Here is a 15,420-nt window from a genome sequence, read left to right as displayed (position 1 = left end):
TATATGTAGGGTGCTTAGCTGCTATAGCGCGGGGCTGCAGGCTTAGGTTGCTTCGAGTATACCTAGACAGCTTTAGAAGACGCTTATGGGCGAGGGAAGTTTGCAACAGAATTGCAGCTTGAATCACAAACCTAGTGCAGACTGTGCGCTGATGAATGTTTGTTCGAATTGCGCTGTGATTAGGTTGGTGGTATTTGTGCTTTTTAGTGGTAATTTCATTGATATTACGAATGTTTTCTTGGCAAGTCAGTCGTACTTTGGGGCGCGTTTGGCCTACTGAATCACTTGGCTTAGCTAAATTTAAGTAAGATCACAGTCTTAACTCCGCGCTTTTTGTTAGTCTCGGCGGTGGCAATGTGGTCTTTTAGGCCGGAAAATAATCCTCGTTATCCCATTTAATGAACAGTGCCCCCCTAGGTTTACCAGCCTGGTTAGGTTAAAATGCGCGGTTGCAAATACTGTTAATCACTGCCTCTTTTAGTGGAAGATCAATTAAAGCGGCCAAATAAAGAAAGTTGAAAATTCATGTTTGAAGTTAATCCAGTAAAATTCAAAATTAAGGAGCTTGCCGAGCGCACGCAGCTTCTTAGGGGGTATCTTTGACTACGATGCCAAAAATGAGCGTCTAGAAGAAGTTACCCGTGAGCTTGAAAGTTCAGAAGTGTGGAATGACCCAGAGCGCGCCCAAGCCTTAGGCAAAGAGCGCGCCAGCCTAGAAGCTGTGGTCAAAACCATAGACGATATGGACTCAGGTCTTGAAGATGTTGAAGGCTTACTCGAGCTGGCTATTGAAGAGGAAGACGAAGACACGTTCAACGAAACCAGTAAAGAGCTGGATTATCTCGAAAGCCGCCTTGCCGATCTCGAATTCCGCCGTATGTTCTCCGGCCCGCAAGATGCGTCAAACTGTTATTTAGACATTCAGTCTGGCAGTGGTGGTACCGAAGCCCAAGATTGGGCCAACATGGTGCTGCGTATGTACCTGCGTTGGGGCGAAGCCCATGGTTTTAGCCCAGAGTTGATGGAAGTGACCGATGGTGACGTGGCCGGTATTAAAGGCGCGACCATTAAGTTCACTGGCGAATATGCGTTCGGTTGGTTACGTACCGAAACGGGCGTGCATCGCTTAGTGCGTAAGTCGCCATTCGATTCATCGGGTCGTCGCCATACGTCATTCTGCTCTGTGTTCGTTTATCCAGAAATCGACGACGATATCACTATCGATATCAATCCATCGGATCTGCGTATCGACACTTACCGTGCATCGGGCGCGGGTGGTCAGCACGTTAACAAAACAGAATCGGCGATTCGTATTACCCACTTACCGACTAACACAGTCGTGCAGTGTCAGAACGACCGTTCACAGCACAAGAACAAAGACGCTGCGATGAAGCAGCTGAAAGCAAAACTGTTTGAGTTAGAAATGCTCAAGCAAAATGCCGACAAACAGGCCGCAGAAGACGCTAAGTCTGATATCGGCTGGGGCAGTCAAATTCGCTCTTATGTATTAGACGATGCCCGCATTAAAGACTTACGCACAGGCGTTGAAAACCGTAGCACTCAAGCGGTACTCGATGGCGATCTGGATAAGTTTATCGAAGCCAGTTTGAAATCTGGGCTGTAATTAATTCAAGGTATAGACGAGAAATAAGATGACTGAACAAGTAATTGATGAGAACAAACTGATCGCCGAGCGCCGTGCCAAGCTAGAAAGCATCCGCCCAAACTGTAGTGCTAATGCGCATCCAAATACCTTCCGTCGCACCCATAAAGCGGCTGAACTGCAAGCACAGTATGGTCAAAACACTAAAGAAGAACTCGAAGCCTTAGGTTTTAAGACCAGCATTGCTGGCCGCATCATGGCAAAACGTGGTCCTTTCTTAGTGATCCAAGACGTATCTGGCCGTATTCAAGCCTATGCTGAAAAAAGCGTACAAGCTGACTTGAAAGAGCGTTTTCAAGGTCTGGATATCGGTGACATTATCGGTGTAACCGGTCAGCTGCACTTGTCTGGCAAAGGCGACTTATACGTCAACATGGAGCAGTACGAGCTACTGACCAAAGCACTGCGTCCATTGCCTGCGGACTATTATGGTCTAGCCGATCAAGAAATGCGCTACCGTCAACGTTACGTGGATCTGATCGTTAACGAAGATTCACGCAATGCCTTTATCATGCGCTCTAAAGTGGTTTCTGCAATCCGTAACTTCATGATCAAAAAAGAGTTCATGGAAGTTGAAACCCCTATGATGCATGTGATCCCAGGTGGTGCTTCGGCCCGTCCTTTCATCACTCATCACAACGCCTTAGACATGCCAATGTACCTGCGTATTGCGCCAGAATTATATCTGAAGCGTTTAGTGGTAGGTGGTTTTGAGCGTGTGTTCGAAATCAACCGTAACTTCCGTAACGAAGGTCTGTCGCCACGTCATAACCCAGAATTCACTATGATGGAATTCTATATGGCTTATGCAGACTACAAAGATCTGATGGACTTAACCGAAGAAATGCTTAGCTCGATTGCTATCGAACTGCTTGGCAGTGCGCAAATGCCATATGGCGAGCACACAGTCGATTTCGGCGGCCCATACGAACGTTTAAGCATGTTAGAAGCGATTCAGAAGTACAATCCTGATAACGCTACTATTCAAGCTATGACCTATGAGCAAGTGAAAGATGTTGAATTCATGCGCGATTTAGCGAAAAGCTTAGGCATGAAGATTGAGAAGTTCTGGACTTGTGGTCAGCTACTTGAAGAAATCTTCGGTGAAACCGCTGAATGGCAATTGATGCAACCGACCTTCATCACTGGCTACCCTGCGGACATTTCACCACTGGCACGTCGTAACGATGACAACCATTTCATCACTGACCGTTTCGAATTCTTCATCGGTGGCCGCGAAGTGGCTAACGGCTTTAGCGAGCTGAACGATGCTGAAGATCAAGACAACCGCTTTAAAGCACAGGTTGACGCGAAAGATGCAGGCGACGATGAAGCTATGTTCTACGATGCAGACTATATCACTGCACTGGAACACGGTTTGCCACCAACGGCAGGTCAAGGTATTGGTATCGACCGTTTAGTGATGTTGTTCACTAACACTCATACTATCCGTGACGTGATCCTGTTCCCAGCGATGCGCCCACAGGCGTAATGCAGTCGAACCAGGTTTTTCATTGGTACATTTTGTTGCATTAGCCTTAGCTACGCGACTGCTAGCAAGTCGTAATAAGTTGAGTTTGCAGTGAGTTTAGGAATGACCTACCCATCACGGCGATGATATGCCCCATAAAAACCAGCCATTTGGCTGGTTTTTTGTTTTCTAAAATAGCTAAAAATGATGCTTGCTAGAGTCGAGCTATTAGTGACCTAAAAATAGGTTAGATGAACATCATCAAGTGGCAAGTGAGTTTCAGGTTGTGGCTATCGATTGTAGTGTAGATTGCGGGTTTAGTTTGTGAGTGTCGATTGTGGCTTTAACTTGGGGTTTCATATTGGGATGTCAGGAAATACTCAGCCAAGGTGAGGGCATCCAGTCACCAGTTATACACGATATTGGCTGTGTTCATTTCATTATTGGTAGAGAAGATTTACGGGAAGACCTAGGATGAAGAGGTTAAGATGCGGCAATCAGTGAATGCCAAAATAGCAGGCTACATCACTGACGTTATAAACAGTACGATGAACTTTTTTAAACGCATTTATTCACCTATGCCCACCCAGTGGCAGTTTCAGATAATCAACCCGACATTAGTCTAATAGGGTGTTGCTTGACCTCAGTCGCTAACTCAATGAAACTCTCCATTAAATCACCTCCTACTAAAGTATGGATAATTAAATAATGTTAATTTTCTTTATTTGTATCGCACTCTTAGTGCTTGCGTACAAGTTCTATAGCCCCTTTGTTGAACGTCAAGCGGGTATCGATCCTAAAGCTAAGACGCCACAGGCAAAATTCGAAGATGGTGTTGATTATGTGCCTGTTCATCCAGCTAAAGCGTTTCTGATCCAATTCCTCAATGTTGCGGGTGTGGGGCCTATTTTTGGTCCGATCCTCGGTGCTTTATACGGTCCTATTGCCTTGGTGTGGATTGTGCTGGGAAACATTATAGGCGGTGCGGTGCATGATTATTTTTCTGGCGTGCTCAGCATTAAAGAAGACGGTAAGAGTTTGCCTGAGATAGCTGGTCATTACTTTAATATCTACTTTAAAGGCGTGATGTTGCTGTTTACCGCCATGCTACTGTTTTTTGTGGGCGTGGTCTTTATCATGAGCCCAGCAGGTTTGCTGAGTAATCTCGATTATTTCAAAGACACCATCTTTGGCAATAACACCTTCTGGGTGTTAGTGATTTTAGCCTATTACTTTTTGGCGACTATGCTGCCGATCGATAAAATCATCACTAAACTGTATCCCGCATTTGGTTTGTTGATGATAGTGATGACGGTTTCTATCGCAGTTGCCCTGATGCTCAATGCGCCGCAGTTACCTGAAATGGGTGATGTGTTTGCTTATTTTGATCACAGCCACTACAACAACGAGTTACTTGAGCCAAATCCAGACGGCTTACCAGTATGGCCACTGTTGTTTGTGACTATTACCTGTGGTGCGATCAGTGGTTTCCACTCGACCCAAGCGCCTATCATGGCCCGTTGTTTGACCAACGAGAAGTATGTGCGTCCCGTGTACTATGGCGCTATGGTTGCTGAAGGTATTGTTGCTTGTGTATGGGCAACGGCCGGTATTGCGGCTTTCCCTGGTGGTTATGTTGAGCTTAAGAGTCTGCTCGACCAAGGTGGCCCAGGTTTAGTGGTTAACCAAGTGGCGACGACTTATCTCGGTGTGGTGGGCGGCATTATGGCGATTGTGGCCGTGGCTATCTTCCCGATCACCTCTGGTGATACCGCGTTCCGTTCGTTGCGACTGACGATTATCGACGCCTTCCATATTCCGCAAAGCATGCGTAATCGTTTACTTGTCGCGGTACCTATTCTCACGATTGCGTACTTTATGACGAAGATCGATTTCTCCTTGATTTGGCGCTACTTTGCCTTCTCAAATATGCTGCTATCAACCAGTGTATTGTGGTTAGCGACTAAGTATTTGTTCGATCGCGGGACCTTCCATTGGATTGTCAGCCTGCCAGCCATTGGTGGCACCAGTGTCACAGTTTCTTACATTATGACTGCGGGTATTGGTCTTGGTTTACCACAACCTTTGAGCCAGCCTGTGGGTATCGCAGTCGGGGTTATCTGTTTAATTGCGCTGATCATTGCGCACAACCGCCGCAAACTTGTGGCAGACGTGAAATAGTCCGTTACGCTTAGTTGGACCCGATAGACACAAGGGCTGCATTTTGCAGCCCTTGTTTTTTTATGATCCGCAGTAACTTGACTATCCTTTAATATCATAATTTATAAAGGGGAATGTTTGCTGAACATTATTTAATGGGATGATTCATCGCGTTTCATCTAGAGGTAAGGTAAGGTCGTTAGACTGGTTTTTGTTTCTCTATTGAAACGATTAGTCGGTGATAGAGAACGTTATGCAGTACAAACATGCAGCAAAAGTCATTTAGTTTTTATTTATTTGAATATTTTTTGCGAACAGAAGGAGAGCACGTTATGTCTGAGAACAAATGTCCTATGCATCATTCTGCTGGTGGCACCACGAATCGAGATTGGTGGCCTAAACAGCTGCGGCTCGATATTCTGCACCAGCACTCTTCCTTGTCGAATCCTATGGGTGATGACTTCAATTATGCTGAAGCCTTTAAATCCCTCGATTTGGCCGCGGTAAAGCAAGACCTCCTCGCATTAATGACTGATTCACAGGACTGGTGGCCAGCGGACTTTGGCCACTATGGACCACTATTTATTCGTATGGCTTGGCACAGCGCTGGCACCTATCGCACTGGTGATGGGCGCGGCGGAGCGGGCAGTGGTAATCAACGTTTCGCGCCGTTAAATAGCTGGCCTGACAACGTCAGCCTCGATAAAGCCCGCAGGCTTATCTGGCCGATAAAGCAAAAATATGGCAATAAAATCTCCTGGGCCGATTTGATAATCCTCACGGGCAATGTCGCGCTGGAATCTATGGGATTCAAAACCTTAGGTTTTGCCGGTGGGCGGGTGGATATTTGGGAACCCGAAGCCGATATCTACTGGGGAGCCGAAGATAAGTGGTTAGACGATAAGCGTTATTCTGGTGAACGGGATCTTGAAGATCCCCTCGCCGCAGTGCAAATGGGGCTGATTTACGTCAACCCAGAAGGACCCAATGGCGATCCCGATCCCTTCGCTGCCGCCGTTGATATTCGCGAAACCTTTGCCCGTATGGCTATGAATGATGAAGAAACTGTGGCGCTGATTGCCGGTGGCCATACTTTCGGTAAAACCCATGGGGCTGGTGACGCGGCATTAGTCGGGCCTGAGCCTGAAGCCGCTAGTATTGAGCAGCAAGGGCTAGGCTGGAAGAGTAGCTACAAAAGCGGTAAAGGTGGCGATGCTATTTCCAGTGGTCTTGAAGTGACTTGGACCTCAACGCCAACCCAATGGAGTAATAATTTCTTTGAAAATCTATTCGGTTATGAATGGGAACTGACTAAGAGCCCTGCGGGCGCCCATCAGTGGATACCTAAAAATGGTGCGGGTAAAGGGGTGATTCCCGATGCGCACGACGCCTCAAAACGCCATGTGCCGGCCATGTTAACCACTGACCTTGCACTGATCTTCGACCCTGATTACGAGAAAATATCGCGTCGACTCTTTGAAAATCCCGATGAGTTTGCCGAGATTTTTGCAAAGGCTTGGTACAAGCTGACGCACAGGGATATGGGGCCATGCACACGCTATTTGGGTCCTGAAGTGCCAGCAGAAGCGTTTCTTTGGCAAGATCCCATCCCAGCGGTTGATCATTCCTTGGTTGATGAGCAGGATGTCACGGATCTTAAACTTAAGATTATTGGCTCTGGATTAACGATTTCAGAAGTAGTATCAACCGCTTGGGCCTCTGCTTCGACCTACCGTGGTTCTGATATGCGCGGTGGTGCGAACGGTGCTCGAATTCGCCTCGCGCCGCAAAAAGATTGGCCAGTGAATCAGCCTGAGCAACTTGCTAAGGTGCTGAAAGTACTTGAGAGTATTCAGTCTGAGTTCAACAAAAGTGGTAAAAAAATCTCCCTTGCTGATTTGATTGTGCTGGCAGGTTGTGTCGGTATTGACCAAGCGGCCAGAAATGCGGGAGTTGAAGTGACTATTCCATTTACGCCGGGTCGTATGGATGCCACACAAGCGCAAACGGATGTGGAATCTTTTGCGGTGCTAGAACCAGTCGCCGATGGCTTTAGAAATTATCATCCCACTCAATTTTCGGTATCTGCGGAGGAGTTATTGGTCGATAGGGCACAATTACTGACCTTAACTGCACCGGAAATGACGGTACTCATCGGCGGGTTGCGGGTGTTAGATACTAACGCTGATCAATCTAAGACAGGTGTATTTACTGCGCGTCCTGAGTTTTTGACCAACGACTTTTTCGTTAACTTGCTGGATATGGGCACGACGTGGAAACCCACCTCAAAAGCGGAAGATAGGTTTGAGGGCGTGGATCGCGTTAGCGGCCAGCAAAAATGGACGGCGTCGCGGGTTGATTTGATCTTTGGCTCTAACTCGCAGCTACGTGCGCTTGCAGAAGTGTACGCGAGCAGCGATGCGCAGCTGCGATTTATCGATGACTTTATCGCGGCTTGGACTAAGGTAATGAACTTAGACAGGTTTGATCTCCGCTGAGCTTAGCTTTAACTGATATTGTTAGTTTTATTTTAGTGGTTAATGGATCCGATTTAAGCCTTGTCGTGTTGAAGGTTGGCTTAGCGCTTAAGTGGATTTTCAGTCAAATGATCGCCTAATCCTCTGTGGTTACGCGGTCATTTTTATTAATCTGTAATGGTGTTTATCAATTTAAGGTAGGAATATGAACATTCAGCAAATGTCGGGTTTAGCTATTTTACAGGCAATGGCAAAGGGCGAACTGCCCGCACCTTCGATCACCCAGACTATGCCTATGTCCTTGGTTCAAGCCGAAGAAGGTTCAGTGCTGTTTCATGCGACAGCTGATGATAAGCATCTGAATCCGCTGGGCGGTGTTCATGGTGGTTTCGCTGCCACTGTACTGGATTCTGTTACTGGCTGCGCTGTGCACACTTTGCTCGAAGCGGGTGTGGGTTACGGTACTATCGATTTGAATATTAAAATGATTCGACCTGTGCCTAAGCATCAAGTGTTAGTGGCCGAGGGCAGAGTGATTAATCTGTCTAAGTCCTTAGGGATTTCGGAAGGCACGCTAAAAACGCAGGATGGAAAATTACTGGCTACCGCCACGGCGACATGCATGATTTTAAGGCCGTAAACCGATTCAATGCGCTCATGCAATCTTATCTGTGCTGCACTTTGCCTTGGCTTTTCCATCGCGTGCTGCGGCGATACGGCCTCTTCGATTTTAAGCCATGGATTGACGAGTTAACTCACGCCGAATCTGAGCGCTATTATCGCGCTAACATCTGCAATCAAACATCGCGCTAGTATCTGCAATCAAATCGACAATTGCCCTGTTAGCTGTAAGGATTTATATAGATGTTAACTCAGTAAATAACGGAATTTTTCATCATATTTTCATAAATAGGCTTCAAGATTGAAAATAGCTAGCATGCGATATTCCATTCGACAGAAAGTATGTTAGATTCTGGCGAATTGTTGCTGATCGCTGTATTGTTACCTCTGTCATCAACAGTTCTCCACAGGGCCATCGCTGCAAATTTAGTTAGATTTGCAGGGAAGTGTCAGGAAGTTACACCAATTCAGAGTCTGCTTATGCAACCCAATTTATTTCCCGAACAAAGAAACGTTTACCAACAATCGATGGTGACAGTACCTTCGATTGAAGCCCAATCCTCCTCTCGTCGCGGCCGTTTGCAGCGCATGGTTGGCAGCGTATTGTTAACCTGTAGCGTATTGCTGAGTCTTTCGGCGTGTGCGGCGGGTAAGCAGGCGTCACCACAAGAAGGTGAAGAGTTCAGTTACGCTTGGCTTAAGGGCTATGCCCGTACTATGGCTGCACAACCCTATGAAAGCCATAAAGGCGAATTGCCTAAAAGCCTTCAGGGCATGAACTGGGATGATTACCAACAATTCCACTTTAAGAAAAAAGCCGCACTGTGGCGCGATCAGGACTCGGAGTTTCGTGCCGAGCTGTTCCACCTAGGGCTGTATTTTGACACGCCAATTCACATTTATGAATTGAATGAAGGCAAGGCTAAGTTAATCGACTATTCGCCTTCTATGTTCGATTACGGCAAGTCAAAGGTGAAAGGCAGTCAGTTGCCTAAGGATCTTGGCTTTGCGGGTTTCCGTATGCAGTTCAATACCGATTGGGAACGTGACGTTGTCGCTTTCCTTGGCGCCAGTTATTTCCGCGCTGTGGGTCATGAGATGCAATACGGCCTGTCGGCTCGTGGTTTAGCGGTGGATACTGCGCTGCCAAAACCTGAAGAGTTTCCAATGTTCACCGACTTCTGGTTAGAAAAACCTAAACCAGGATCGAACATCACGACTGTGTATGCCTTGTTAGACTCTCCGAGTGTGACAGGTGCTTACCGTTTCGATATCGAGCCGGGTGAGCGTTTAAAAATGAAAGTGGATGTGGCTGTTTATCCACGTAAAGCGATTGAACGTTTAGGTGTAGCGCCACTGACCAGTATGTTTATGGTGGGTGAGAACGATCGCCGCACCGGTTACGACTGGCGTCCAGAAATCCATGATACCGATGGCTTAGCCATGCACACGGGTAATGGTGAATGGATTTGGCGTCCACTAGGTAACCCAGAAAACCTGCGATTCAACGCCTATAGCGATGAAAATCCAAAAGGTTTTGGTTTACTGCAACGTGACCGTAACTTCGATCACTATCAGGATGACGGCGTGTTTTACGATAAACGCCCAAGCCTGTGGATTGAACCAACAAGCAGTTGGGGCAAAGGTTCGGTGCAGTTAGTTGAAATTCCAACACTGGATGAAACCTTCGATAACATAGTGGCTTTCTGGAATCCTGCTGAGCCGATTGTTCCGGGTCAAGAGCTGCTGTATAGCTACAACATGTATTGGGGCGGCATTCCACCGGTTCAATCACCCCGTGCTCGCGTTGTTGATACCTTCACCGGGATTGGCGGCGTAGTTGGCCAGAAACGCAAATACTACAGTAAGCGTTTTGTGGTGGATTTCGCGGGCGGCACTTTGCCTATGATAGGCAAAGACACCCAAGTAAAAGCCGTGATCACTGCATCTGAAGGCAAAGTCGAAATTGAATCTGCCCGTCCTCTAGCGTCCATTAATGGTTACCGCGCTATGTTTGACGTAGTGCCACCCGGAGACGGTACTGAGCCGATTAACCTGAGAGTCTATTTAGAAGTTGATGGCCAGCCATTGTCTGAAACTTGGATGTATCAGTGGAATCCGCCTGCTAAGGATGATCGTGAATTGCACAATGCGGGTCATCTGCAATAAGCGATTAGTGAGTCATTAATCTAAAACGCCAGCTAACTTAGCTGGCGTTTTTGTTTTGGCTGGAGCCACTTTTTACTCAGTATGGTGTTTATACGGCTTTATAGGTTAGTACTAGGTTATCTAAAAAATGCCCCAGCAACTGATTCATTCGAGTCGTTGATTGTCCAAGAATGAACTCTTGGCTTTGAATATATGGCATTTTTTGTGTACTGGAAAAAGCATGTTCTTGGGCAATTAATGGCGTTAATTGGCTACTGATAAATTCAAGATGGCATTGAAATCCAAAAACTAAATGTGTGTAACGTATTATTTGCCTTGGGCAAGCTTCACTTGTGGCGAGCACTTCGCAATCGGGAGTGAGGCCTGGCATATCGTTATGCCAGTGGCCGACCACTTCAGTTGTCGAAAATGTCTTAAGGCTAATATCACCTCTTCCTGCCGCAGTTAGTTCAATGGGGAAGTAACCAATCTCGGCATGTGGACTCTTTTGATAACGGGCACCTAATGCCTCGCCGATTAACTGTGCTCCAAGACAAACACCCACAACGGCTTTATTTGTCTGGATAGCTTGCCTGATAAGTCTTTGTTCTGCTTGGCTATCAAAATATGGACAATCACTTTGGCATGTCGCGGGAGACTGGGGGCCACCGAGGATAATTAACAAATCAAAACCATCACTATTTTCGGGTAAAGCTTCACCTAGATAGACCCTGCTAAAGCTCATTTTGTAGTTTTTACTTGCGGCCCAATCGCTAAAATAGCCTGGACCTTCATAGCTTTCATGGATAATGCAATGAATGCGCATCGAGTTTTCCTGTGTCTTTTATGGGATAACGCTATGCTACAATCCTTTTTATTTGGCTGAATAACGTCATATGGACAAGTAATAATGCTAAGTCGCCAACTCGATTCGATTAACACCATTATTGAGCAAGCGCCTAATATGCCTTCCTTTGTAAAAACGATTGAGATGCAGAAGGGTTATGTGGATGTTTTACACCAGCACTGTTGGCATCAGCTTATTTTCCCACTTCAAGGCCTGTTACAGACAGAGGCAGATGGCGCACTGTTTTTAGTTCCCCATACCACAGCGCTTTTTGTGCCAGCAGGGGTGATACATGAGTCTGTTGCGATTACAGATACCTGCTTTATTGGCGTCTATCTGAATCCTATGTATGGTCGAGATTATGGTGCCATGATTAAACCCGTCACTATGAGTGCTTTTCTAAGGGAGTTAGTGTTAACACTCAGAAAACAATGTGCTTTTAATACCCCAATAAATGTTGAGCCAATGGTTCAGGCGCCAATACTGCGTTTGCTTGAGGTGCTATACGATCAAATTAATAGTGCGGGAGGACAGACTTTTAAGTTACTGATACCCCAAGATAGGCGCTTAAAATTGATTTTTGAGCATTTAACCCAAACGCCAGCTTTAGATTTCTCTTTAGTGAAATGGGGAGAGAGGGTTGGAGCATCGGAACGAACATTGTCGAGGCTATTTGTGAGGGAGTTTGGTTCTTCATTCGTATTATGGCGTCAACATTTGCGGCTGATCTATTCGCTGTCGTTATTGGCTACTGACCTATCAATACAGAATGTGGCCCACCAAATCGGTTATCAAAATGATTCATCCTATATTAAAGCTTTCAAGAAGCGTTTTGGGATGACGCCACAGCGATTTAGGTTAGGCGATCATGGGATATAATCCTGTTACGATTTATGACGTTTAATACTGCTTTTAGTTGAATTATTTAACATTGAATCAATGTTTTGCACCTTTTTGCAGTACAGATATTCATTTGGCCGAATAAAATCAAGCCAGTGTTAATTGCAAGCATGCTACTGAGTTATTGAGGACTAATTCACTTTTTGACAATCTAAATAATTTTTCACTGTAAAAGAGGCCAAACTTGGGCGTAATCTGTGGGCGTTCTCGCCATGGGTCAGTATTTTATGTTTGAAATGTTCACAACGTTAGGCTTTGCTTGGTCTGTGGGTTTAGTGCTTGCGATACTGTTTGTATTGGCATATGAATTCATTAATGGCTTCCACGATACGGCCAATGCGGTGGCTACGGTTATCTATACCAAGGCTATGCCAGCCAATCTTGCAGTTGTTACTTCTGCGCTCTTTAACTTTGCGGGTGTGCTACTAGGTGGCTTAGGTGTGGCCTATGCGATAGTGCATTTGTTGCCCGTAGATTCCTTGCTCGGCATGGATTCGACCCAAGGTTTGTTGATGGTCTTTTCCCTGCTGTTTTCGGCAATTATCTGGAACTTAGGCACTTGGTATTTTGGTATACCGGCATCGAGTTCCCATACCTTGATTGGCTCGATAATGGGCGTAGGCGGCGCGTTCGCTTGGATGAATCATCAGCCTATCTTGCAGGGTATTAATGTCTCTAAAGCCTCGCAGATCATGTTGTCCTTAATCATTTCGCCGACCTTAGGCTTTGTGATGGCGGGGATTTTTCTACTCATCATGAAATACGTCTGGCAGAAACATAAAATTCACCGCACTCCCGATGAGCAGATGCAGATTAATGGCAAAAAACACCCGCCATTTTGGGCAAGGGCGAGTTTAATTGTCTCTGCTATGGGGGTGAGTTTTGCCCATGGTTCGAACGATGGCCAGAAGGGTATAGGTCTAGTGATGCTAGTGCTGATTTGTATGGCTCCGGCGTATTTTGCCTTGGACATGGGCAGTCAACCCTATGATTTGGAACGAACTCAAGATGCCAATCGGCGCATTATGGCGATTTACGATCGTAACCAAGCCGTGATCGCGGATGTGATCGACTTTAGCGCTTCAGCAAACGTCCCCGAATATATGCTGGCGCATTGCTCATCTGAAAATGTATTACCTGCGATGTCGCTACTTGACCGCCGCTTGGCAAAAGTCTCGACTTACAAAGACATGGATGTACAAGAGCGGCGCGAGGTGCGACGATTACTCCTGTGTATCGATGATACTGCTCGCCAAGTGGCGAAGTTAGAGCTCCCCGCGAAAGATCTAACCTCATTGGCTAAATGGCGCAAGGATCTCACCCGCACCACTGAATATGCGCCTCTTTGGGTGATTATTGCCATTGCGACTGCGCTGGGTTGCGGCACGTTAGTGGGCTGGCGACGGATTGTGTATACCGTGGGGGAGAAAATTGGTTCATCGAGTATGACCTACAGCCAAGGCATTGCCGCACAGGTCACCGCTGCCGTATCGATCGGGATTGCCAGTATGACGGGCATGCCAGTGTCGACGACTCATATTTTATCTTCCGCCGTTGCGGGCACTATGGTGGCTAATCGTTCGGGGCTTCAGATCCAAACAATTAAGCAAATCATGCTCGCTTGGCTGCTGACGCTTCCTATTACTATGTTGCTCTCTGCGTGCGTGTTTATCCTTGCCAATGCCCTTTGGGGTTAGCCAAAAATACTCAAGCGGAATGCTCATGCTCACATAGCCAAGCCTTAAGCGCTTGGCGTTTAGGTTCAGTGCCGTTTTCCGCGATAATGACCTAAGCCATCTTGTTAGAGTTGAGCCTTTAACACCCACAAGGATAAAATGGTTGAGCAATCTCGAATACGTTTTAAAGCACAATACCAATAATAAGAGCAGCGATACCCACGGCGAGCTTGCCGTGGGTTTTATTACGCGCGTTTTACCTTGATAGCGTTCTACCAAGAAAGTCCCATCTGGGGGCTTGTCTCTTCGGGTTTCTTTTCAAGCAGGCTTATCTCGGCGAGTTGAATGTGCGTTGCAATTTGGCTGCGCAATGTTTGATAGAGACGGATGGCGAGTTCAGGCGCGGTTTCATTATCGGGAGTATGAATAAACAGATAGGGCTCTCGACCTTCTGCGAGCCAATGCGGAAGTTGTGCGAGCCAATTATCAAAAAAGGCATCGTTATCCTTAGGCAAAGCGCTAACGCCTTGCTGCGCGAGTTGTGCTACTGCATCGTCTGGTTGGCCGATAAAGCGCACCACAGGATTGTTGGCGGTGGCAATCGCATGCACTGGCACCCGCGGTTTTTTCTTATGGGCGTCGATAATAGCGGCGTTGCTGGGCGGCAGGGCAAACAAGGGCCTGCTATCCATGATGATGCGATTCACTTTTTTATCGATAAGTAATCGATTGAGTGCGCGCTCGGCTTCTCCCTTAGCAAAAAATGCGGCATGCCTGACTTCGACGCCATAGGTTAATCCTTGGGGGACTTGATTGAGAAATTGCGCTAACACAGGTAAGTTTTCTGGGCCGAAATGGGCGGGAAGTTGAATTTTCCAGATCCCCGTTTTATCGATTAATGGCGCCATTACTTGGAAAAAATCCTTCAACTCTTGGCCGCAGTGTTGCAATAGTCTTTGGTGAGTAATGGTTTGCGGCAGCTTGAAGGTAAAGCGAAAATCATCGGGCGTGGCACTGTGCCAGTTCATCACGGTTTGCTGTGCAGGCGTCGCGTAGAAGCTGGTATTACCTTCGACAGTGTTGAATATCGTGGCGTAACGGGCGAGTCGCTCCGCTTGTTTAATCCCATGGCCATAAACACTCTCTTGCCAATTCGAGTGTGACCACATGGCTAGCCCAAGGCGAAAATGGCTGGGTTTATCTAACCCAGAGAGCAACTTATCCAAAAATAAATTCCTTAAATTTTATTCACATTTGCCAATGTAACCCTAGCCTTATGTAGGCTAGAGTTTGGGGCCATTGTGCCGATACTAATAGTCTAGAGTCAAATCGAGCCGCTGATGGCTTGAGGTATTGTATTTGATTTAGTTGTGCATTTAATCCTGTCAAAGCCTGACTTAACTTAGCCAACTCTGGAATGACATTGAAAATTAACCTACTCTAATAGTGCGTTATTA

Annotated in this window: 10 protein-coding genes; 8 read left to right on the top strand and 2 right to left on the bottom strand. The window is 46.5% G+C overall.

All coding sequences use genetic code 11. The features are described from left to right. Window positions 1-525 precede the first annotated feature (525 nt). From prfB to FW758_RS13300, 6 genes are all read left to right on the top strand, one after another. Window positions 526-1,624 (top strand): peptide chain release factor 2 gene (gene prfB, locus FW758_RS13325; protein ID WP_006080387.1). Its coding sequence is split into 2 segments (ribosomal slippage): window positions 526-600 and window positions 602-1,624, totalling 1,098 coding nucleotides; the frame shifts between segments, so codons are not numbered across the junction. 28 nt (window positions 1,625-1,652) lie between these two features. Further along, window positions 1,653-3,155, top strand: a complete 1,503-nt coding sequence (lysS, locus tag FW758_RS13320) for a lysine--tRNA ligase (RefSeq protein ID WP_446445636.1) — start codon at window positions 1,653-1,655, stop codon at window positions 3,153-3,155. 687 nt (window positions 3,156-3,842) lie between these two features. Then, a complete protein-coding gene (locus FW758_RS13315) occupies window positions 3,843-5,315 on the top strand; it encodes a carbon starvation CstA family protein (RefSeq protein WP_411356863.1) in 1,473 nt (490 codons plus the stop codon). A gap of 311 nt (window positions 5,316-5,626) precedes the next feature. Then, window positions 5,627-7,792, top strand: a complete 2,166-nt coding sequence (gene katG / locus FW758_RS13310; RefSeq protein WP_446445635.1) for a catalase/peroxidase HPI — start codon at window positions 5,627-5,629, stop codon at window positions 7,790-7,792. Window positions 7,793-7,976: 184 nt separating this feature from the next. Continuing rightward, entirely contained in the window at window positions 7,977-8,411 is a 435-nt protein-coding gene (locus tag FW758_RS13305; protein ID WP_012090074.1) for a PaaI family thioesterase, read from the top strand. Between the two features lie 461 nt (window positions 8,412-8,872). Further along, window positions 8,873-10,561 (top strand): glucan biosynthesis protein, encoded by a 1,689-nt coding sequence (locus tag FW758_RS13300; RefSeq protein WP_446445634.1) that lies wholly within the window; start codon window positions 8,873-8,875, stop codon window positions 10,559-10,561. An 88-nt stretch (window positions 10,562-10,649) separates the two neighbouring features. Here FW758_RS13300 and FW758_RS13295 read toward each other — a convergent pair whose 3' ends face one another. Next, a complete protein-coding gene (locus tag FW758_RS13295) occupies window positions 10,650-11,366 on the bottom strand; it encodes a type 1 glutamine amidotransferase (RefSeq protein ID WP_446445633.1) in 717 nt (238 codons plus the stop codon). Window positions 11,367-11,450: 84 nt separating this feature from the next. Here FW758_RS13295 and FW758_RS13290 point away from each other — a divergent pair, with 84 nt between their 5' ends. Together FW758_RS13290 and FW758_RS13285 are read left to right on the top strand one after the other, a co-directional pair. After that, entirely contained in the window at window positions 11,451-12,266 is an 816-nt protein-coding gene (locus FW758_RS13290; protein WP_446445632.1) for an AraC family transcriptional regulator, read from the top strand. A gap of 248 nt (window positions 12,267-12,514) precedes the next feature. After that, window positions 12,515-13,984 carry an inorganic phosphate transporter gene (locus FW758_RS13285; protein WP_126493529.1) on the top strand — a complete coding sequence of 490 codons (1,470 nt, stop codon included), beginning with the start codon at window positions 12,515-12,517 and terminating at the stop codon, window positions 13,982-13,984. Window positions 13,985-14,235: 251 nt separating this feature from the next. Here FW758_RS13285 and FW758_RS13280 read toward each other — a convergent pair whose 3' ends face one another. Then, window positions 14,236-15,189, bottom strand: coding sequence for a DUF72 domain-containing protein (locus FW758_RS13280; RefSeq protein WP_446445631.1), 954 nt, complete (start codon window positions 15,187-15,189; stop codon window positions 14,236-14,238). Window positions 15,190-15,420 lie beyond the last annotated feature (231 nt).

Source organism: Shewanella sp. 1180_01, from assembly GCF_052850535.1.
This window is presented reverse-complemented; position numbering and strand designations above follow the sequence as displayed.